The 20,123-nt window shown below is 69.6% G+C and carries 19 protein-coding genes and 1 tRNA gene; 13 read left to right on the forward strand and 7 right to left on the reverse strand.

The window, feature by feature from the left end; genetic code table 11:
- Positions 1 to 171: 171 nt before the first annotated feature.
- The 5 genes from J3A66_RS13120 to J3A66_RS13140 all read left to right on the forward strand — a co-directional run bounded on the left by J3A66_RS13120 (position 172) and on the right by J3A66_RS13140 (position 5,359).
- A complete protein-coding gene (locus J3A66_RS13120; protein ID WP_209569290.1) occupies positions 172 to 1,005 on the forward strand; it encodes a DUF2163 domain-containing protein in 834 nt (277 codons plus the stop codon).
- Positions 1,002 to 1,427 carry a peptidoglycan endopeptidase gene (locus tag J3A66_RS13125; RefSeq protein ID WP_209569292.1) on the forward strand — a complete coding sequence of 142 codons (426 nt, stop codon included), beginning with the start codon at positions 1,002 to 1,004 and terminating at the stop codon, positions 1,425 to 1,427. Before J3A66_RS13120 ends, J3A66_RS13125 begins: the two co-directional genes overlap by 4 nt.
- Entirely contained in the window at positions 1,415 to 3,595 is a 2,181-nt protein-coding gene (locus tag J3A66_RS13130; RefSeq protein WP_209569294.1) for a phage tail protein, read from the forward strand. The genes J3A66_RS13125 and J3A66_RS13130 overlap by 13 nt, the downstream gene beginning before the upstream one ends.
- A 17-nt stretch (positions 3,596 to 3,612) precedes the next feature.
- Positions 3,613 to 4,116, forward strand: a complete 504-nt coding sequence (locus J3A66_RS13135) for a DUF2793 domain-containing protein (protein ID WP_209569296.1) — start codon at positions 3,613 to 3,615, stop codon at positions 4,114 to 4,116.
- A gap of 118 nt (positions 4,117 to 4,234) precedes the next feature.
- The gene (locus tag J3A66_RS13140) at positions 4,235 to 5,359 is read left to right on the forward strand and encodes an OmpA family protein (RefSeq protein ID WP_031396246.1); all 1,125 of its coding nucleotides are present in this window, start codon (positions 4,235 to 4,237) and stop codon (positions 5,357 to 5,359) included.
- A gap of 414 nt (positions 5,360 to 5,773) precedes the next feature.
- Here the strand turns inward: J3A66_RS13140 and J3A66_RS13145 are convergent, their stop codons facing one another.
- Entirely contained in the window at positions 5,774 to 6,547 is a 774-nt protein-coding gene (locus tag J3A66_RS13145) for a folate-binding protein YgfZ (RefSeq protein ID WP_209569298.1), read from the reverse strand.
- A gap of 82 nt (positions 6,548 to 6,629) precedes the next feature.
- Between J3A66_RS13145 and pyrC the strand changes: the two genes are divergently transcribed.
- Complete coding sequence (gene pyrC, locus J3A66_RS13150; protein WP_209569301.1) at positions 6,630 to 7,664, forward strand: dihydroorotase; 1,035 nt, start codon at positions 6,630 to 6,632, stop codon at positions 7,662 to 7,664.
- A gap of 114 nt (positions 7,665 to 7,778) precedes the next feature.
- On the opposite strand, the gene J3A66_RS13155 is transcribed toward pyrC, so the two are convergent.
- Positions 7,779 to 8,129, reverse strand: coding sequence for a hypothetical protein (locus J3A66_RS13155; protein ID WP_209569302.1), 351 nt, complete (start codon positions 8,127 to 8,129; stop codon positions 7,779 to 7,781).
- Positions 8,130 to 8,292: 163 nt separating this feature from the next.
- Positions 8,293 to 9,042 (reverse strand): DUF1134 domain-containing protein, encoded by a 750-nt coding sequence (locus tag J3A66_RS13160; protein ID WP_209569304.1) that lies wholly within the window; start codon positions 9,040 to 9,042, stop codon positions 8,293 to 8,295.
- A 162-nt stretch (positions 9,043 to 9,204) separates the two neighbouring features.
- Here J3A66_RS13160 and J3A66_RS13165 point away from each other — a divergent pair.
- Both J3A66_RS13165 and J3A66_RS13170 read left to right on the forward strand, forming a co-directional pair.
- A tRNA-Ser gene (locus J3A66_RS13165) sits at positions 9,205 to 9,297 on the forward strand.
- Between the two features lie 205 nt (positions 9,298 to 9,502).
- Complete coding sequence (locus J3A66_RS13170) at positions 9,503 to 9,772, forward strand: hypothetical protein (protein ID WP_031393429.1); 270 nt, start codon at positions 9,503 to 9,505, stop codon at positions 9,770 to 9,772.
- Between the two features lie 145 nt (positions 9,773 to 9,917).
- Here the strand turns inward: J3A66_RS13170 and J3A66_RS13175 are convergent, their stop codons facing one another.
- The 3 genes from J3A66_RS13175 to J3A66_RS13185 are packed head-to-tail and all read right to left on the reverse strand — an operon-like array spanning position 9,918 to position 11,979.
- Complete coding sequence (locus J3A66_RS13175) at positions 9,918 to 10,673, reverse strand: sterol desaturase family protein (RefSeq protein ID WP_031393428.1); 756 nt, start codon at positions 10,671 to 10,673, stop codon at positions 9,918 to 9,920.
- On the reverse strand, positions 10,670 to 11,455 hold the full coding sequence (locus J3A66_RS13180) for a fatty acid desaturase (RefSeq protein WP_348634050.1): 786 nt from the start codon (positions 11,453 to 11,455) through the stop codon (positions 10,670 to 10,672). Before J3A66_RS13180 ends, J3A66_RS13175 begins: the two co-directional genes overlap by 4 nt.
- Entirely contained in the window at positions 11,452 to 11,979 is a 528-nt protein-coding gene (locus tag J3A66_RS13185; RefSeq protein WP_209569306.1) for a sterol desaturase family protein, read from the reverse strand. Before J3A66_RS13185 ends, J3A66_RS13180 begins: the two co-directional genes overlap by 4 nt.
- Before the next feature lie 166 nt (positions 11,980 to 12,145).
- On the opposite strand from J3A66_RS13185, the gene J3A66_RS13190 reads away from it, so the two are divergent.
- Entirely contained in the window at positions 12,146 to 13,120 is a 975-nt protein-coding gene (locus tag J3A66_RS13190; RefSeq protein WP_209569307.1) for a phosphatase PAP2 family protein, read from the forward strand.
- Here J3A66_RS13190 and J3A66_RS13195 read toward each other — a convergent pair.
- Positions 13,068 to 14,375, reverse strand: coding sequence for a glycosyltransferase (locus J3A66_RS13195; RefSeq protein ID WP_209569309.1), 1,308 nt, complete (start codon positions 14,373 to 14,375; stop codon positions 13,068 to 13,070). The genes J3A66_RS13190 and J3A66_RS13195 overlap by 53 nt on opposite strands.
- 270 nt (positions 14,376 to 14,645) lie before the next feature.
- Here J3A66_RS13195 and J3A66_RS13200 point away from each other — a divergent pair, with 270 nt between their 5' ends.
- The 4 genes from J3A66_RS13200 (at position 14,646) to J3A66_RS13215 (ending at position 20,089) form a co-directional block, all read left to right on the forward strand.
- Positions 14,646 to 15,161 carry a sigma-70 family RNA polymerase sigma factor gene (locus tag J3A66_RS13200; RefSeq protein WP_209569311.1) on the forward strand — a complete coding sequence of 172 codons (516 nt, stop codon included), beginning with the start codon at positions 14,646 to 14,648 and terminating at the stop codon, positions 15,159 to 15,161.
- A complete protein-coding gene (locus J3A66_RS13205; protein WP_209569313.1) occupies positions 15,158 to 16,072 on the forward strand; it encodes a FecR domain-containing protein in 915 nt (304 codons plus the stop codon). Before J3A66_RS13200 ends, J3A66_RS13205 begins: the two co-directional genes overlap by 4 nt.
- An 80-nt stretch (positions 16,073 to 16,152) precedes the next feature.
- The gene (locus tag J3A66_RS13210; RefSeq protein ID WP_209569315.1) at positions 16,153 to 19,176 is read left to right on the forward strand and encodes a TonB-dependent receptor; all 3,024 of its coding nucleotides are present in this window, start codon (positions 16,153 to 16,155) and stop codon (positions 19,174 to 19,176) included.
- Positions 19,177 to 19,252: 76 nt separating this feature from the next.
- Positions 19,253 to 20,089 (forward strand): NPP1 family protein, encoded by an 837-nt coding sequence (locus J3A66_RS13215; RefSeq protein WP_209569317.1) that lies wholly within the window; start codon positions 19,253 to 19,255, stop codon positions 20,087 to 20,089.
- The last annotated feature ends 34 nt before the right edge of the window (positions 20,090 to 20,123 follow it).

The following is a 20,123-nucleotide window of genomic DNA, read 5'->3' on the forward strand; positions in this document are numbered from 1 at the left end:
CCGTTCGTGCTGAGCGTCGTCGAAGCACTGGTGTGCGGGGCCTGCCCTTCGACTTCGCTCAGGGCGAACGGGGGGTGGGCGGGGTTTCGAGCCTCACGTGCCCTCACCCTCCCACGCTTTGCGTGGGCCCCTCCCTCTCCCCCGGGGGGAGAGGGGTTTTGGAGAATTTCGATGGCGGATGTTGGGGTGACGACGGTGGCGTTGTGCTGGCGGGTGGAGCGGCGGGATGGGGTGGCGGTGGGGTTGACGGGGCATGACCGGGATCTGCTGGTCGACGGGCTGGTCCACCGCGCGGCGCCGGGGATGACGCCGTCGGGAATCGCGCGGTCGGGGGTGCTCGAGCCGGGGGCGGAGGCGGATACGATGGATGTGGCGGGCGCGCTGAGCTCGGCGGCGATCGGCGAGCGCGATCTGCTGAGCGGGCGGTGGGACGGCGCGCGGGTGCGCGTGTTCGCGGTCGACTGGACCGATCCGCGCGCGCCGCTGACGCTGGGCGAGGGGGTGATCGGCGCGGTCGAGCTGGGCGAGGACGGGTTCACCGCCGAGCTGCGCGGGGCGAGCGCGGCGTTCGACCGGCCGGTGGTCGAGGAGACGTCGCCCGAATGTCGCGCGACGCTGGGCGACCGGCGGTGCCGCGTGGCGATGGCGGCGCGGCGGCGGTTCGCACGGGTGACCGCGTGCGAGGGGGCGGTGGTGACGCTCGACCTGGCGGCGGCGGGAGCGGGTGATCTCTATGCGGGCGGGCTGCTGCGGTGGTTCGGGGGGGCGAACAGCGGGCTGGAGAGCGCGGTCGCGGCGTCGGACGCGGGGGCGACTGGGACCACCCGCGTGACGCTGGCGCGGGCGCCGATGCTGGCGGTGGTGCCGGGCGTGCTCGTCGAGCTGAGCGAGGGGTGCGACAGGAGTCTGGCGACCTGTGCGACGCGGTTCGGCAATGCGGTGAATTTTCGCGGCGAGCCCTATCTGCCGGGGATCGACCTGCTGACGCGGTATCCCGGGGCATGAGCGGCGGGAACGTCGAGGCGGCGGCGCTGGCGGCGGTGGGGAGCCGGTTCCGGGTGCATGGCCGGGTGGCGGCGACGGGGCTCGACTGTGTCGGGCTGGTCGCGCTGGCGCTGAAGGCGGGCGGGTGCGGGGTCGCGGTGCCGACCGGCTATGCGCTGCGGGGCGGCGATCCGGTGCGGGTGGCGGCGTGGCTCGATCGCGTGCTGGTGAGGGTGGACGCGGCAAGCCCGGGCGACGTGCTGATGCTGCGGACGGGGCCGGGGCAGCTGCATTTCGCGGTCAGGACGACGCGGGGACTTGTCCATGCCGATGCTACGCTTCGCCGCGTGGTCGAGCGGCCGGGGCCGGTCGAGGCGCCGGTGCTGGGGTGCTGGCGGATCGGCGAAGGCAACAGCGGGGAGGTGGGGCCGTGGCAACATTGATCTTGAACGCGGTCGGGCGGGTGATCGGCCGGCCGCTGGGCGGGAGCACTTTGGGTGGGACGATCGGCGCGCTGGTCGGGCGGACGATCGACGGCACGCTGTTGCGGCCGGCGCGGCGCGAGGGGCCGCGGCTGACCGAGCTGGCGGTGCAGACCTCGAGCTATGGCAGCCAGGTGCCCAAGCTGTTCGGGACGATGCGCGTCGCGGGGACGGTGATCTGGGCAACCGACCTGATCGAGAGCCGGGCGACGAGCGGCGGCGGCAAGGGGCAGCCGAGCGTGTCGACCTATAGCTACGCCGCGTCGTTCGCGGTGCTGCTGTCGGCGCGGCCGGTGCTGGGGATCGGGCGGATCTGGGCGGAGGGGAAGTTGCTGCGCGGCGCGGGCGGCGACTTCAAGACCGCGACCGGGTTCCGGCTGCACACCGGCGGCGAGGACCAGGCGGTCGATCCGCTGATCGCGGCGGCGGAGGGCGGCGGGATGACGCCCGCGCATCGCGGCTGCGCCTATGCCGTGTTCGAGGGGATGGCGCTGGCGGATTACGGCAACCGGATCCCGTCGCTGACCTTCGAGGTGATCGCCGATCCGGGGCCGGTGCCGGTGGCCGCGATCGCGCAAGACGTGTCGGACGGGGGCGTGTCGGGGGCGGTGGCGCTGGCGCTCGACGGGTTCGCGGCGGCGGGGGGGAGCGTCGGCGCGGTGCTGGCGGCGCTGGCCGAGGCGAGTGGCGCGTGGTTCGTGTCCGCGGGGGACGGCGATGCGCTGGTGATGCGCGATGCGGCGGGGCCGGTTGCGAGCGTTGCGGATGCGGGGGTGGTCGAGGGCCAGGGGGAAGCGGGCTCGCGGCGGACGCGGACGGTGGCGGCGATCGAGACGGTGCCGCGGACGATGACGCTCGGCTATTATGATGCCGCGCGCGATTACCAGGCGGGGCTGCAGCGGGTGGCGCGGCCGGGGGCGGGGGTGCGCGACGCGCGGGTCGACGTGGCCGCGGTGATCGATGCCGGGACCGCCAAGACGATTGCGACCGGGCTGCTCGCGCGCGCCGAGACCGCGCGGGTGCGGCGGACGGTGCGGCTGGGGCTGTCGGGGCTGGCGCTGGTGCCCGGCGGCTGTGTCGAGATTACGGGAGAACCGGGCGTTTGGCGGATCGTCGAAACGCGGGTCGAGGCGATGGTGACGAGCCTGGTGCTGACCCCGCTCACGCCCGCGCCGCTGCCGGTGCGTGGGAGCAGCGGGCGGATCGTCGGTGCGGCGGATGCGCTGATCGGCACGACGCGGCTCGCGGCGTTCGAGACGCCGGGGCTCGACGATGCGCCGCTCGCCGCGCCGCGGCTGTCGGTGGCGGCGACGGGCACGGGGGCGGGGTGGCGGCATGCGGCGTTGCTCTATTCGCTCGACGACGGGGCAAGCTGGATCGCGGCAGGGGCGAGCGCGGCGCCGGCGACGATCGGGACGATCGCGGTCGTCGCAGGCGCGGCGCCGGCGGTGCTGACCGACCGGGCGGGCGCGTTCGAGGTGGTGCTGGTGCGCGGCGACCTGGCGCTCGCGGACGCGGATGCGGCGGCGCTCGATGCGGGGGCCAATCTGGCGATGGCGGGGGGCGAGCTGATCCAGTTCGGCCGCGCGACGCCGCTCGGCGGCGGGCGGTGGCGGCTGACGCAGCTGCTGCGCGGGCGGCGCGGGACCGAGGCGGCGATCGGCACGCAGGCGCCGGGCGACGGCTTCGTGCTGATCACGGCGGATTCGGTGCGGACGATCGATCTGCCGGTCGCGGCGATCGGCGGGACGGTGCGGGTGATGGCGTCGGGGGTGGGCGATGCGGTGCCGGTCGAGACTCGGCTGGTGCTGGCGGGCGCGTCGGTGCTGCCGCCGTCGCCGGTCGGCTTGCGCGCGACGATCACGGCGGATGGCGGTGCGACGCTCAGCTGGACACGGCGGAGCCGGGCGGGGTGGCGCTGGATCGATGGCGGCGACGTGCCGCTGGGCGAGGGGGGCGAAGCCTATGCGGTGATGGTTTTGACGGGCGCGGGCGTGACGCGGCTCGTCGAGACCGCGACGCCGGTCGTGACGCTGTCCGCGGCGGAACGCGCAGCGGGCGCGGTGCGGGTCGAGGTGCGCCAGCGCGGCGACTTCGGCGTGTCGCTGCCCGCGGTGCTGATGGTGTGACGAGGGGGAGAGTGGCGATGACGGACGAGACGAGCGTGCGGACGGGGTTGCCGCTGCTGCAGCCGGGGCAGGCGCAGAAGGAGATGGGGCATAACGAGGCACTCGCGCTGATCGACCTGCTGATCCAGCCGAGCGTGGTCACGGTCGGGCCGAACGTGCCGCCGGCCGCGCCCGCGCCCGGCGCGTGCTGGATCGTCGGGGCCGCGCCGACCGGGGACTGGGGGGGCCATGCGCAGGCGCTGGCGGGCTGGACGCCGGGCGGGTGGCGGTTTGCCGCACCGCGAGCCGGCATGACGGTATGGCGCGAGGATCTGGCGACGCTGATCCGGCATGACGGGACGGGCTGGACAGCCGCGGATATCACCGGCGGGCGAGTCGTGATCGGCGGTAACAAGGTGGTCGGCGCGCAAGGCGCGGCAATTGCCGATCCGGTCGGTGGAGCCGTGGTCGATACGTCCGCCCGGGCTACACTTTCCGCCGTTCTGGTGCTATTGAGGAGCCACGGATTGATCGCCGCCTAAACACTCTAAAAACTGTGGCGTTCCAGCAACACCTCGAACTTTTGTGCGCTTGCGTGGAAACAAGCCGAAGGATAGGGAGTTTGCGATGTCCGTGTGACACTCATGAAAGGGGATTTATATGCGGAAGCTTGCCGTCGTTCTGGCACTCGCCTCCACCGCACTCGCCACTCCTGCCCTCGCCCGCGACAAGTCGTGGTACGTTGGCATCGAAGGCGGTGCGATGATCGTTGAAGACATCGACTACGACATCGGTGCTCTGAACAATGCCGGTTCGGTCGACCATGACTATGGTTATGACGTCGACGCAGTCATGGGCTACGATTTCGGTGGCTTCCGCCTCGAAACCGAAGTCGGTTACCGCAAGGCCACTGTGGACGGCTATTCGTCGACCACGACCACGCCAGCTTTCACGGGTGCAGGCGCACTCGTCAACGCACCGGCCAACAACTATGACTATGCTGGCGGTTCTTCGTCGGCACTCAGCTTCATGCTGAACGGCCTGCTGGACTTCGGTCCGGATGACGGCATCCAGGGCTTCGTCGGCGGTGGTGTCGGTGTTGCTCGCGTCAAGGCGAACTACGCCCTCAACAACAACGGTTCGTTCCTGAACGATTCGGACACCGTGTTCGCCTATCAGGGCCTCGCCGGTATCCGTGCACCGCTGACCGATCACATCGACGCGACGCTGAAGTATCGTTTCTTCAACGCCGAGAACGTCAAGCTGGTCGACAACACCAACCGCCTGTTCGACGGTCGTTACCGTTCGCACAGCATCCTTGGTGGTGTGACGTACAACTTCGGCGCCCCTGCCGAGCCGATGGCACCTCCTCCCCCGCCGCCGGCACCCGAGCCGATGGCTCCCCCGCCGCCGCCGGCGCCGGTCGAGGTCGTTTGCTCGCCTGGTCCGTTCATCGTGTTCTTCGAGTGGGACAAGTCGGACATCACGCCTGAGGCTGCGTCGATCCTCGACAACGCCGTCACGCAGTACCAGTCGTGCGGCAACGCACAGGTCATGCTGGCAGGCCACGCCGATAAGTCGGGTTCGGCGTCGTACAACGTCGGTCTCTCGCAGCGTCGTGCAGACGGCGTCCGCGCCTATCTGTCGTCGCATGCGATCCCGGATGGCGTGATCTCGACCGAAGCGTTCGGTGAGAGCCGTCCGCGCGTCGACACCGCCGATGGCGTGCGCGAAGTGCAGAACCGTCGCGTGGAAGTCACCTACGGTCCGGGTTCGGGCCAGTAAGACTTCCGCCTTCCGGTCCTTCGGGATCGGATGCGGGACAAGATCGGGGAGGTCGGCGCGAGCCGGCCTCCCTTTTCTTTTGTCTGGTGTTCCTGGGGCGGGGAAGAAGATTGGTTCGCGCGGAGCCGCGGAGGCGCGGAGCCTTTTGGGGTGGGCCGTGGAGGTGCATCACGGAGGTCTGGGCAGGATTTGGCGTGCCGCATGGGATTGCTTCGGCGCGGTTGCGCATGGGCGTGCGTCGGAAATGTTCACGCGAAGGCGCGAAGGCGCGAAGATCCTGGGGCGGCGTTGCTGTGTGCCGCCGGGCGGCGGGGCGCGGCTTCGCCGATCGTGGTCGGGGCGGTCGGCTGACGTGCAATCTTTGCGCCTTCGCGCCTTCGCGTGAGATGCAATCACGGCGCCTGGCGGCGGCGCTTATGCCTTGGGGGGATCGTCGGCCTCTAGCGCGGGGGCGAGCCAGGTGGGGATGAGGGCGTCGCCGAGGGCGTCGGTGCGGCGGTGGTCGATCATCAGGGCGAGGTCGGGATAGGTGACGCGGGTGCGGCTGCTCGGTTCGGTGAAGGGCGCGACGACGAGGCGGCGGTTGACCTTCGAACGGTGGTGCATCCGCGCGGTGTTCTCCTGGCCGACATAGCAGCCCTTGGTGAAGCTGACGCCGTTCAGCTCGCGCGCGTTGCATTCGAGCCAGAGCGTCTCGCCATTGCCGAGCTCGGCGACGCCTTCGGTCACGCCGAGCGACAGGCGGTGTGCGTGCCAGGCGGGTGACGCATCGCCTGCCGCTGCGTCCGCGGGGGCGAGCCAGCGATGGCCGAGCGCGGGAAGCCGCGGGTCGGGGCTGCCCTCAGTCCCCGTCGGCGACCAGTGGACATGGAGCGGATCGGGGGCGATCGTGATCGCGCGGCGCAGGCGGTAGAGCGTCAGCCGCTTCGCCAGCGCCTCGGCCTGCGTGGCCTCGACATCGACCAGCACGTCGGCACCGTCCGCCCAGAGGATGAAGTCGAACAGCACCTTGCCCTGCGGCGACAGCAAAGCGGCCCAGGCGGGCGCGCCGGGCGCGAGCAACGCGGTGTCGGCGGTCACCAGCCCCTGCAGGAAGCCGCGGACGTCCTCGCCCGCGATGCGCAGCACCGCGCGGTCGGCGAGGCAGGTGGCCGTGTCGGGCCGGGTTGCGCTGTCGGGCTGGGTCATACCTTTCACCTAGTGTGCGCCCGGCGATTTCCAAGGCGCGCAACCGTCTGGCGTCGCCCGGCGCGCCTCGGTAGGAGGGCGCATGACCGACAGCATCACGATCCGCCGCCCCGACGACTGGCATCTCCACCTGCGCGACGGCGCGATGCTGGACGCGGTCGCGCCGCACAGCGCGCGGCAGTTCGCGCGCGCGATCATCATGCCCAACCTCACCCCGCCGGTGACGACGATCGCCGCCGCGCGCGCCTATCGCGAGCGGATCCTCGCGGCGGTCGGCGGTGCCGATTTCACGCCGCTGATGACCTGCTATCTGACCGACGGCACCGATCCCGCCGAGATCGAGCGCGGCCATGCCGAGGGCGTGTTCACCGCGTGCAAGCTCTACCCCGCGCATGCGACGACCAATTCGGCGCACGGCGTCACCGATATCCGCGCGCTGACCGGCGTGCTCGAGACGCTGCAGCGGATCGGCATGCCGCTGCTGATCCACGGCGAGGTGACCGACAAGTCGATCGACATCTTCGACCGCGAGGCGGTGTTCGTTGAACGCATCCTGACGCCGCTGACGCGCGACTATCCGGGGCTGAAGATCGTGCTCGAGCACATCACCACCGCCGAGGCGGCGGCGTTCGTGACCGAGGCGGACCATCCGATCGCCGCAACGATCACCCCGCAGCATCTGCTGATCAACCGCAACGCGCTGTTCGACGGGGGGCTGCGGCCGCACGCCTATTGCCTGCCCGTGCTCAAGCGCGAGACCCACCGGCTTGCGGTGCGGAAGGCCGCGGTGTCGGGGAGCCCGCGCTTCTTCCTCGGCACCGACAGCGCACCGCATGTCGTGGGCGCGAAGGAATCGGGCTGCGGCTGTGCGGGGATCTTCAACGCGCCGTTCGCGCTCGAGGCGTATCTCGGCGTGTTCGACGCGGAGGGCGCGATCGACCGGTTCGAGGGGTTCGCGTCGGAGAACGGCGCGCGCTTCTACGGGCTGCCGCTGAACGAGGGGACGGTGACTTTGGTGCGCGAGAGCGTGATGGTGCCCGAGCGGGTCGGGGAGGGGGATACGTCGGTCGTGCCGTTCCTGGCGGGGACGGATGCGGGGTGGCGGTTCGCAGGCTAAGGCGCGCACGCCTCTGCCTTTTCCGTCATCCTGACGAACGTCAGGACCCAGAGCCAAGCAGCGACAGCGTTCGTGACCCTGGGTCCTTACATTCGTCAGGATGACGGTGGGGCGTCAGTTCGCCGGATCCTCCTGCGCGAGTCGGTCGAGCCAGAGTCGCGCCTCTTTCTGCTCGCCGGGTGCGCTCGCGCTGACCGGCCCGCGCGCGGCGAAGAAGTCGCGGTGGAGCGCGAACGGGTCGAGCATCAGCCGGTCGCGCATCGCGTCGATCTCGGCGGCCATCTCGACGAGCGCGGCGATCGTCGGTGCGATTGCGGTGCGGACGCGGCGGTCGCTGCTGCGGTCGAACAGCCCGAGGGAGCCGTTCGCGGTCTTTTCGAGCGCGGCGATCAGCGTCGCGCGATAGTCGGTTTCGAGATCCTCGCGCTGGGCGTCGAGACGGGCGAGGCGGTCGGGTTTGGCCATTCGCGTGGCGTTAGGCGATTGTGGGGGTGGGCGCTACCGGGGGCTGGTGTCCTGCGGGGGTGGTGCCGCGCCGCGGGCAAAGCCCGCGTCGTCGGACGGCGCTACGCGCCGCCGGCCGGGCTTGCGCGAGTCAGCGGGGCGTGGCCCGCTGCCGCGCTGCGCCTTAAAACGGCAGCCAGCGGCTCTTGTGCGTGATGTTCATGTATCCGACGTTCACGCCCGCGCGCCAGCCGACGCCGAGGCGGATCGGGATCAGCACGACGTTGCCGCGCCGCAGATAGGTCGCGGCGAATCCGCCGACGAGATAGAGCCGGCCCTCGACCGCGGGGAAGCGCTTGTAGAGCTCCTCGGTGTCGTAGAGGTTGTAGACCAGCACGAAGACCTTGTTCGCGTCGCCGCCGACGTCGAAGCCGACCGACGGCCCGGTCCAGTAGACCGGCTTCTCGCCCTCGACCTTGTGGTTCATCAGCCCCGAGCCGTAGCGCACGCCGAGGATGAACGCGCCCGACGCCTCGCGCCCGGCGATATAGGCGTTGGGCTGGCCCTGGTCCTTCAGGATGTTCTCGAGGATGCCGCCGAGCCCGGCCGCGCCCTTGCCGAACACGCCCTCGCCCGCGGCGAGCAGATCGTCGCGTTCATAGGTGTCGGCGGCGCTCATCGTCGCCTCCGCGCGCGTCGTCGCACCGGGGCCCGGCGCGGGCGGGGGCGGCGCGGCGGGCTGGACCGGCTCGACCGGCGCGGGCTCCGGATAGCGCTGGTCGGGGACCTGCTGCCCCCGCGATGGGGTGGTGCTGGACTGGGGCGCGAGATCCCCGTCGATCGCCTGGTTGGGATCGATCGTGCGGACCTGTGCGGGCGCGCTGCTCGCGATCGACGCTGCGAAGGCGCCGAGGCCAAGCCAGAAACTGCGCATGATGCTATCTTCCCCAATGCCGAGTGCGCGTGAGTTAACAAACCCCCGCCTGACCCCGCAATGAATGAAACGGCGGGAAGAGTCGAATTCGCGTCCGGTACCCGCGTAACGACGGTTGCCCCCGCCGCAGACCCTCGCTATAGCCCCGCATCTGCTGCAGCCGGAGACGTGGGTGAGTGGCTGAAACCAGCGGTTTGCTAAACCGCCGTACCGGGTTTACTGGTACCGAGGGTTCGAATCCCTCCGTCTCCGCCATTTTCGTCACCGCAGCGTATCGGTGATGTGCCCCCCATTGTAGCGTGCCGACGCTGGGTAGCGGGCCGCTTGCGCGCTAGGCCAGGCGCGACTTTGACGTCCGGCGTCTTCGATCATCGCTGCGCTTCGATACCCTACCTAACGGATCGGCGTTGAATCTCGGCTGGTGTCGTGTATGCGTGTGGCACCACTAAGAGGGTTGATCATGAAGAAGATTTTCGCTGTCGCCGTCGCTGCCGGCCTGTTCTCGCTCGCAGCCTGCAACACCAGCCCGCGCGAGCAGGCAGCCGACAACATCGAGTCGAACACCGAGGCGGTCGCTGACAACCTCGAGGACGCTGCCGACCTCACGGGCAACGAAGCAGCAGAAGAAAGCCTCGAGAACAAGGCTGACGCGGTGCGTGCGACCGGCCAGAACCAGGCTGAAGACATGCGCACCAACGACGCGGATACCAATCTGTCGAACGGTATCTGAGCCACAGCGCTCAGGGTCGCGGGCCAAGCTGCCTGCGACCCCGAGCGACGTGCAGAAAAGGGCATCCGGGGCGACCCGGATGCCCTTTTTGCGTTTGGCGTGCGTGAGGAGCGCCGCTGGCGACGCCTATCGCGCAGTCGGCCGGTCAGGCCGCATCGGCCCGCCGGGCGGCGCGGGCGTGTTCGCGGGTGAAATCGCCGACGCCGCGATCGGTGTGGCACAGCCGGTCCCAGTGGCGGAAATACAGGCCGTAATTGCAGCCATAGAGTTCGTGATGGCGCTGATGATGGCTGGCGGTGATCAGCCATCCGCCCAGCGGGCCGCTCCACATGAAGCGCGGGAAGATCTCCCATCCCATGTGGTTGGTCACGCCCATCACCGTCATGATCGTCAGCACGACCCCCAGCCCGTAAATGTGGATCGGCACGAAGAAGACGAGCAGCGGAATGACGATGGCGCCGCTCAGCGCCTCGATCGGGTGGAATGCCATGGCGGCCCATGCCGTCGGCGGACGGCTGGCGTGATGGAGCGCATGCGCGAGCTTGAACGGGGCGGGGCGGTGCATCCAGCGATGCGTCCAGTAGAACCAGGCATCGTGGAGAAGCAGATAGGCGAATACCGAGACCGGCAGGTACCAGAGCGGATAGGCGTGGACATCGGCATAGACCTGGGTCCAGCCGCGATGCTGCCAGCCCCAGGCGACGACACCGGCGGGGATGCCGTAGAGCGCGGCGGAGGCGAGGCTCCAGACGATCTCGCGCCGGACCTGCGGATCGAGCCCGAGATACAGCCCCGGATGCTTGCGCGTGGTGATCCACGCGAACGCGCCCGACACGAGCAGATAGCGGACCCCGACGATGACGGTCATCGCAATGGCGGAGAGGATGATGGCAAGCGTCATGCGGGGTCCTCTACACCGCGGCGGTCGGCGGCGCGAACCGCAAGCGCACGGCGGCGCGCGGGTAGCCCCCACCACGGCGTGCCCGGCGAGAGATGATGTTCGTGATGATAGCCGCCGAAGTGGAAGCAGGTCATCAGCGACAGCACGGGTCCGATGTCGAGGCTGTGCGCGCGGTGGGTGTCCGCGAAGGGCAGGTCGCGCTCGCGGTGCGGCAGCCAGGTGCCGAAGACGAACAGCTGCGCGACCGCGCCGAGCGCGGGCAGCGCCCAGAAGATCACGATGTTGCCGAGCGGTGCGCCGAGCAGCAACGTATAGACCAGCGCCACCAATGTGATGCGGATGATCTGGCCGTGCGAATAATAGGTCTTGAAGAACTGCAGGAACCAGCGGGTCAGCCGGGGGTCGCCGCCGTGGAAATCGGGATCCCCGGCGCGTCCGGTCTGCTTGTGGTGGAGATGATGCTGCGGGAGCAGGGACGCATAGGACAGGCAGGCATAGAGCGAGAGACAGGTCGCGCCGATCGCCCGGTTCAGCCTTGGATGCTCGGGCGCGAGGGCCCCATGCATCGAATCATGCGCGACGATGAACAGCCCGGTGGAGAGCCAGGTCTGGACGAGGACCATCAGGATCGCGACCGGCAGCGTCGCGAGGCTCCACTGCCAGAAGAAGATGCCGGTGATGTGGATGGCGAGCCACGCGACCATGATCGCGGCCGACAGCGACACGCCGATCCGCATCTGGCGCTTCATCGCGTCTGACGGGCGGGCGGCGGTGATGCTCACCCGCGCTGGTCTGCCGGACTGGTGTTCGGGGTCCGCGCGGAACGGGCGGCACGACGCTGCGCATCGGCATTGGCGCGCAACTGCGCCTTCAGTACCGCGGGCTTGCGCGCGAACAGGAAGCCGTGGCTGACGGTGCCGTCCTTGCCCTCGACCGCGTGATGCAGGCGATGCGCCTGGAGCAGCCGCTTGAAATAGCCCTGTTTGGGGACCCAGCGGAAGCCGCCGCGCTGATGCACGAGCATGTCGTGGACGAAGGCGTAGATACCGCCATAGACGGTGATGCCGAGCGCCGCCCACCACAGCGCCGGGTACCAGAGCCCGACGACGAACAGCACGATCGGGACGATCGCGAAGACGATCGCATAAAGGTCGTTCTTCTCGAACCAGCCCTCATGCTCCTCGTGATGCGACTTGTGCCAGCCCCAGCCCCAGCCGTGCATCACATAGCGGTGCGTCGCCCAGGCGAAGCACTCCATGAACAGGACCATGCCGACGACGATCGCCAGTTTCTCGACCCAGGTCACGACGCGCGATCGGGCAAATCGGCGCTGACCAGAAGCAGTGCATTCAACATGGCGTATATATAACCGTTCGGGGCGGACGATGCGAGGGCGCGCCGCCATAAAAGCACGCGCGGCGTCGCCGCGGCAGTCGGTGGCTCGCGGTAGCATACACAGGTAAATCATACGGATGCGATCGATCGCGGCACCGCAGGGCGGGACGCTGCGTTCGACCCCGATGCCCGCTTCGAATTTCCGTGCCGACCACCGCGACACCCCGTCCTGGTTGCTGGTCGCAGCCATGATCCTCAGTTTCCTCGTCGCGCAGCAGGATGACCGGTTCACGGTCGATCCGCTGCGGGCGGTGCCGGCGGTCGTGTCGCTGCTCGCGCTGGGCGGCGCGCTGGCGATCGGCCGGTATAGCGCGCGACCGCGGCTTGCCGCGGGGGCTAGGGCGTTTCTGCAGATGACGCTGTTCACGCTGTTCGGCGTGGTCCTTGCCTATGCGCTGGCCGCGAAGTCCGGCACCTTGTGGGATGCCCGGCTGGCGGCGGCGGATCGCGCGGTCGGCTTCGACTGGCCGGTCGTGCTCGCGCTGCTCGACCAGTGTCCGCCGCTGATCTGGCTGCTGGGCCTCGCCTATCACAGCCTGACGGTGCAGATGATCGTCGTCATCGTCGCGTTGAGCGGGATGGGGAAGTTCGACACGCTGCGGACGATGGTGTGCGCCGCGATCCTGTCCGGGTTCGTCACGATCCTCATCTCTGGTCTGACGCCCGCGATGGGAAACCTGTTCGACCCGGCGCGCTACGTGCATCTCTGGCCGTCGATCGCGTGGATGGAACAGGGGCTGATCTCGGGGCTTCGCGACGGATCGTTGCGCGTGCTCGACCTCACCATGCTGATGGGGATCGTCAGCTTTCCCAGTTTCCATGCGACGCTCGCCGCGATCTTCATCTGGGCCTTCGGTGCGATGCCGCGCCTCGCCGGACCGGGCCGCGCTTGGGCGATCCTGACGATCGTCGCGACGCCGGTGTTCGGCGGTCACTACGGGGTCGACGTGCTGATGGGGCTGCTGCTCGCGCCGCCCGCGATCGTCGCGGCGCAGCGCCTCACGCAGCGCAGGCAGCCCTGTCCTCAGCCAGGTCCAGGCCTGCCGGCGTAACGATCGCGTCGTCGCGCAGCGCCGCCTCGACGCACGCGGCCGCGTCGGCAGCGCCCCCCGCCATCGCCATCTCCGCCGCGAGCAGGCCTGCCGCACGGCGATAGCCCGGATCGGTCAGGACATGGCGCAGCGCGGGTTCGAGCCCGCCTCTGGCGGCGTCGGCGGCGGACACGATGCGCGCCGCGCCGATCCGCTTCAGCCGCGCCGCGGTCGCCGGCTGTTCGAACGCCAAGGGCACGGTGACGATCGGTACGCCCGCCGCGAGCGCGTCGAGCACCGTGTTGAAGCCGCCGTGGAGGATGGCCGCCGAACAGTGCGGCAGGATACGCGTCTGCGACCAGAAGGCGCGGACCAGCGGGTCGCCGGGCAGCGAGGCCGCGTCGCCGTCGCTCAGGCCGCCGCCATGTGCGACCACCGCGCGCGCCCCGACCGCGGCACAGGCGGCGGTCATCGCCGCGAACAGCGACCGGCGCGCACCCTGCAGCGACCCCAGCGAGCAATATATCAGCGGTCGGCCGTCGCTTTCGGGGATGTCGTCCACGGGTTCGTCGAGACGCCACGGCGCGCCGTACCGGAAGCTCGGTGGCAGGGCGGTGCGCGGAAAGTCGAGCCCTGCCGGGCATTGCGCGATCTGCAGGCGGTCGGACCATTGCTGCTGTGGATCGGGATCGAGCCCCCAAAGCAGGGCATAGGTCGTCACGATGCGGGTCACCGGGCGCATCAGCAGATCGCTGACCGCATAGCCGCCATTGTTGCGATTCCGCCCGAGCGCATCGGCCCGGTAGGCCCAGCCGAGAAAGGGCGGGGGGATCATCGGTTCGCGGAGCAGCGGGAGTCCGGTGATTGCGGTCACGAACGGCAGGCCGAGATGGCGTGCCGCCAGCGCCCCCGCCGGCTCGACCGAATCCGCCACGACCGCATCGACGCCGAGCCGCGTGAGGGTGGCCGGCAGCGCCGCGAGCAGGAGCTCGGTCATCGCCGCGGTGCTGCGGATCATGCGCGGCAGTCCGACCGGCCCCGAGGGCTGGGCGAGCTTGCGATAATGTTCGGCCAGCAGGCCCTGGCGATCGGCGGGATGGTCGAGCGGCGCAAACGCGACGTCGCCACGGGGCAGCATCGCCGCGACGTCGGCCATATGCACCAGCGTGACCCGGTGTCCCGCGGCGACGAGCGATGTGCCCAGCGCGACCAGAGGATTGATGTGCCCGGCGGTCGGCGGCGCGATGATGGCGATATGCCGCCCTGCAACAGTCAATTCAGGAGCTTTCCGACGCCGTCTGGTAGGGCCGCCACTATCAGCATGGATGCGACGCGCGATAGTCGCAATACGGTGATCGAGTATAACTTGGTAACGATCTCCCCCTGGGATCGATCTCGCCGCATGGTCGCGCTTGGCCAAGACCCGCGCGGCTGCGCGGTGTCATCCCGGCTTCACGATGGACGCATAAGACGCCCCGAATCGCAAGCGGGGGGCGTGGTGAACAGGGACGCGGGGGTTTTCAGGGGCGTCGGGGAGCACCGGCCGGTGACGCCGGCGCTGGCGATGCAATGCCCGGACGCGGCGCTGTCACGCGCGCTGCGTGCGTTCGTGCACGGGCGGCTGGGGCATCACGCCGACGGCGACGACGTCGTGCAGGAAACCTATCTGCGGCTGTTCACCTATCAGGCGAGCGCGCGGGTCGAGGACATGAAGGCGCTCTGCTTCGCGATCGCGCGCAATCTGCTGCGCGATCATCACCGCGTCGCCCGGCGCGGTGCGCATGTCGAACTGGACGAGGCGATGGTCTGTCCGCTGCCGGCGGCGGATCGGGTGGTGGCGTTCCGCCGCGCGGTCGCGCTGATGGCGGGCGCGCTCGAACGCATGCCGCCGCTGCGCCGCGAGATATTCCTGCGCCGACGGCTGGACGGCCTCACCACCGCAGCGATCGCCGATCGGCTCGACATGAGCACCGCCGCGGTCGAGAAGCACGTCGTCCGGGCCTTTGCCGACATTCGCACCGCGCTGGCGCGGCGGGGGTTCACGATGGAGGCGGGGGCGTGACCGCCGGCAGCAGCAGCAGCAGCAGCAGCAGCAGCAGCGGGGGCGGGGGCGCGGCCGTGACCGATGCCGCGCTGACCGATGCCGCGCTGACCGATGCGCTGCGGACCGCCGCTTTGCAGTGCGGCCGGCTGTCGGACGAGCAGGTCCGCGCGCTCAGGCGGCGGCGGCGGTCCGTCGTCGTCGCGGCCACGACCGCGCCGCTCGTCGCCGTATTGCTCGTCCTCGGCCTCCGCATGGCCCCGCCGCCCGCCGCGGTCGCACCGTCGCCGCACCTGTTCGCGACGCAGCCCGGCGAGCGCGCGACCGCGACGCTGGCGGACGGCACCACCGTCCGGCTGAACGGTGCGACGCGACTGCAGGTCGTCTACACGACCGCCGGGCGCAGCGCCCGGCTGCTGGCGGGCCAGGCGTTCTTCGACGTGCGCCACGATGCCGCGCGCCCCTTCGTCGTGCGTGCGGGGGCCAGCCGGACGCGCGTGCTCGGCACCGCGTTCGACCTGGATCTGACGCGGCGGCAGGTCGCGCTGGCGGTCTATCGCGGCGCGGTCGGGTTCGACCCGCTCGACCCGGCGTCAGCGGGCGCGCGGCGCGGCGTCGTGGTTCGGGCGGGCTATCGCAGCAGCATCCGCGGCGGCGTGACCGCGGTACCCGAGCGCTTCGATCCGGGGCTGCCCGACTGGCGTCAGGGCTGGATCGACACCGCGGGCATGCGGCTCGACGATCTGGTCGAGATCCTCGACCGGCAGGGCGGCGTCCGGATCGCGCGCCCTGCCGAGCCGCTCGCCTCGACGACGGTGTTCGGCCGTTTCCGGACCGATCATCCACGCCAGCTCCTGGCGGCGATCGGCGGCGGGTTCGGGTTCGCGGTGGTCGAGCAGGACGGGGGTCTGGCGCTCGAAACTGCACGCTGAAAAAAACACTGTCCGGATCCGTCGGGCTGCGCCGTCTTCCTCCCGAATGGCGCGTGGGGGCGCCATGACGGGGGATTATCATGACGCGGTTTTACGGAACGTCGGCACTCGCTCTGGCGGTTTGTGCGCTTATGGCGCCAGCGGCGGCACACGCCCGGCCGGTGGGGGCACAGTCGGCGGGGGCACGCGCGTTCGCCATTCCCGCAGGCGACCTCGCCGCGGCGCTGTCGGCCTATTCGAGCGCAACGGGGATGCAGGTGATCGCGGCGCCCGCGCTGATCCAGGGACAGCGGACCGGGGGGGTGAGCGGGCGGCTGACCGCGCCGGCGGCCCTCGCCGTGCTGTTGCGCGGCACGGGCCTGCACCCGGTCGAGAGCAACGGCGTGCTGGTCCTGCGGCGCGCGCCGCCGCGCCCGGGCCTGCGCACCGTCAGCGCACCCGCGCCGGTAGCCACGCCGGCGGTTGCGGGGGCCGTCGCGGGGGGCGTGTCGGCGCTGGCAGCCGACCCGGTCGCGGTCGCCGACGACATCGTCGTCAACGGCTATCGCCGCAGCCTGCTCGCCGCGCAGGAGCTCAAACGCCGCGCGGTCGGGACCGAGGACAATATCGTCGCGTCCGACATCGCCGCCTTTCCCGACCTCAATCTCGCCGAAGCGCTGCAACGCGTCCCCGGCGTCGCGATCACCCGCGACACCGGCGAAGGCCGCCAGATCGCGCTGCGCGGGCTCGGCCCCGATTTCACGCGCACCCAGCTGAACGGCATGGAGGTGCTCGGCAATACCGCGTCGGGGATGGACAATCGCGGCAACGTCAGCCGCAGCCGCGGCTTCGACTTCAGCCTGTTCGCGTCCGAGCTGTTCAACCGCGTCAGCGTGCAGAAGAGCTATGCCGCCAATCAGGACGAGGGCGGCATCGCCGGGACGGTCCAGCTCTTCACCGCCAAGCCGTTCGACTATGACGGGCAGAAGATCGTGCTGTCGGCCAAGGGCCAGACCAACGACCAGACCAGCGGCATCACCCCGCGGCTCGTCGGGCTGTTCTCGCAGCGCCAGGGCGATTTCGGCGCGCTCGTCTCGGTCGCCTATTCGAAGATCCGCAACAACGAATATGGCTATCGCAACTGGAACTGGGGCAAGGTCACCTACGGCGCGAACAATATCGGGCCCGAGATCGATGCGGCGACGCGCGCGCTGTTGCGCGGCGGTACGATCTTCGCACCGCAGGCGCAGTCGCCCTCGACCTGGTACACCGACCGCGAGCGGATCGGCGTCACCAGCGCGCTGCAATATCATCCGGGCGATCGGTTCAAGCTTGATGTCGACCTGCTCTACGGACACCTCGCCGACAAGCGTGACGACTGGGCGATCGCGGCCGGCGGCTATAACGCGCTGACCGGCAATGTCAGCGGGACGCAGGTCATCCGCTCCGCGACGATCCAGGGCAATTCGCTCGTCGCCGCCAGCTATACCGGGATCGACCAGCGGACCGAGCATCACCGGGTCGAGAACCAGACCGATTTCTATCAGGCGGTGGCCAATGCCGAATGGAAGGTCGGCGATCGCCTGACGCTGACCGCGCTCGCCGGCTATCAGAAGTCGGCGTTCGCACAGCCGACGTTCGACAAGATCTTCCTGCAGGCGCGCAACACCGCGTTCAGTTTCGACATGCAGCCGACGATCCCGGTCAACACCTATGGCTTCGACCTGACCAAGCCGGCGAACTGGAACGTCCAGCGGCTGGTGACGCAGGAGAACACGATCGACAACGCCTATCGCAACGGCCAGCTCCAGGCAGTCTATACCGTGTCGCCGATCCTGAAGCTCGAGCTCGGCGGCGAGTATAAGCGCTTCACCAACAGCGGGTACCAGTATCTCACCAACATCTTCTACGGGACGCAGGCGACCAGCGACCGCGCGGTACCCGACGCGCTGAAATACGTGATCAACCGCGACAGCCTGATCCCCTATATCGGCGGCGACGTCGCGGGCATCTACGCGCTGCTCGGCAACAACCGGAACCTGACCGCGGCGAACCTGACCGCGGGCAGCGACTTCCGCATCCGCGAGACGAGCTGGGCGGGCTTCACGCAGCTCGATCTGGATACCGAACTCGGATCGATGCGGCTGCGCGGCAATGCGGGCGTGCGCTATTACCATACCGCGCTGGTCTCCAGCGGGTCGCTCGCGACCGCGACCAACGGCGTCACGGTGCTGCAGCCCGTGACGGTCAAGACCAGCAACGACGACTGGCTGCCCGCGCTCAACGTCGCGCTCGACCTCACGCCCAAGCTGATCGCGCGCGCGTCGGCGAGCCGCAACGTCAACCGTCCCGGCCTGCCGCAGCTTGCCGCCGCGGGCACGCTGACGGTCGCGCCGTTCGGCGGCACGGTGTCGGTCGGCAACCCCAACCTCCAGCCGTTCCGCTCGACCTCGGTGGAAGGCGGGCTGGAATATTATATGGATCGCAACGGCTTCGCGTCGGTCGGCGTGTTCTGGAAGGATCTGGCGAGCTTCATCACCTCGGAGACGTCGCAGGTGCCCTACAGCGCCACGGGCTTTCCGGTCTCGCTGCTGCTGCCGGGGCAGGATGGCACCACGCCGTACAACTATACGCGGCCCGTCAATGGCGACGGCGCCAGCATCCGCGGGGTCGAGGCCGCGGTCCAGCACGACTTCACCTTCCTGCCCGCGCCGTTCGACCATTTCGGCGTGGTCGCCAACGGCACCTGGATCGATGGCGACCAGAAGGCGATCTACAACGGCGTCGCCCAGACCATCCCGCTGTTCAACCTGTCGAAATGGGCCGCCAACGCGACGCTGTATTTCGAGACCGAGCGGTTCGGCGCGCGCGTCTCGACCGCCTATCGCAGTCGCTACATCACCGGCGCGGGGAGCAACGCCAATGTCGGCGACGGCATCCGGCCGACCAACAACGTCGATTTCCAGATCCGCTACAGCCCGGTCGAGAATCTGCGTTTCGTGATCGAGGGCATCAACGTCACCAACCGGCCGATCGAGCAGTTCGCCGATCTCAGCGCCGACCGGACGCTCGTCTACACGCGCAGCGGCCGCATCTTCACCTTCGGCGTGACCACCAGCTTCTGACCTTCGCGTCCGCGGCGCTCCCCGCCGCGGACGCGGGCGTACGGCGTATCTCCACACACCTGCCACGGGAGTTTGCATGAAAAGCCAAGCTACATTGTTGTCCGCCGTCGGCCTGGTCGCGGCGCTGCTGGCATCGCCCGCGCTCGGACAGGGCTGGCCGTCGCCGGTTGCGCCGCTGCCCGAACGCGCCACCGCGCTCGACAAGCGCTTCCAGCCCGCGGTCGACTTCGACACCGACGTCTGCTTCAACGTCCCCGCGGTCGACGCGTCGGGCGCGATCAGCCCGGCCGCCTCGACCTATGCGACGCGCCCGCCGGCATCGTGCCGCGACGCGAACTACCGCACGCAGAGCAACGTCTATGCGCGCAGCCGCTGCAACAACGGCTATTGCGGGCGGGTCTACAGCTATTTCTGGCAGTCGGACTTCTCGCATGCGTTCGACTGGGAATCGATCATCGTCTGGACCACCGACCAGGGCACGAGCAGCCGGGTCGTCGGTGTCACCCGCGGCGATCACGGCGACTGGGATACGCGTCCGACCAGCGGCGGCCAGCTCCGCTTCGTCAGCGATGCGAGTGGCGAACACGTCAAGCTCGTCTTCCATTACGAGACCTGGGGCTTTTCGCATCTGTGGCGCTTTTCCAAGACCGACGGCGGCGACGAGCCGGCCGAGAACGGTACCGGCCAGTGGCTCATCCAGCCGCTGGTGAGCTGGAACGGCTATCCGTCGGTCGCGGTCCGCAACGCGGTGTCGAACTACGACTTCAAGGGCGCGAACTTCGACAACAAGGAAGCGCGCTTCGCCAGCACGCTGGCCGCCGCCAACGCCGGCGGTATCGCGCCGGGGTTCAATGCGAATGTCGATGCCGGCGCCGATTCGCCGGGCTGCCCGTCGGGCTCGACGCTCTGTTGATCCAGCCCCGCCCCGCGCCGCCAATGGCGACGCG

The organism is Sphingomonas sp. PvP018, assembly GCF_017876865.1.
GTDB lineage: Bacteria > Pseudomonadota > Alphaproteobacteria > Sphingomonadales > Sphingomonadaceae > Sphingomonas > Sphingomonas aerolata.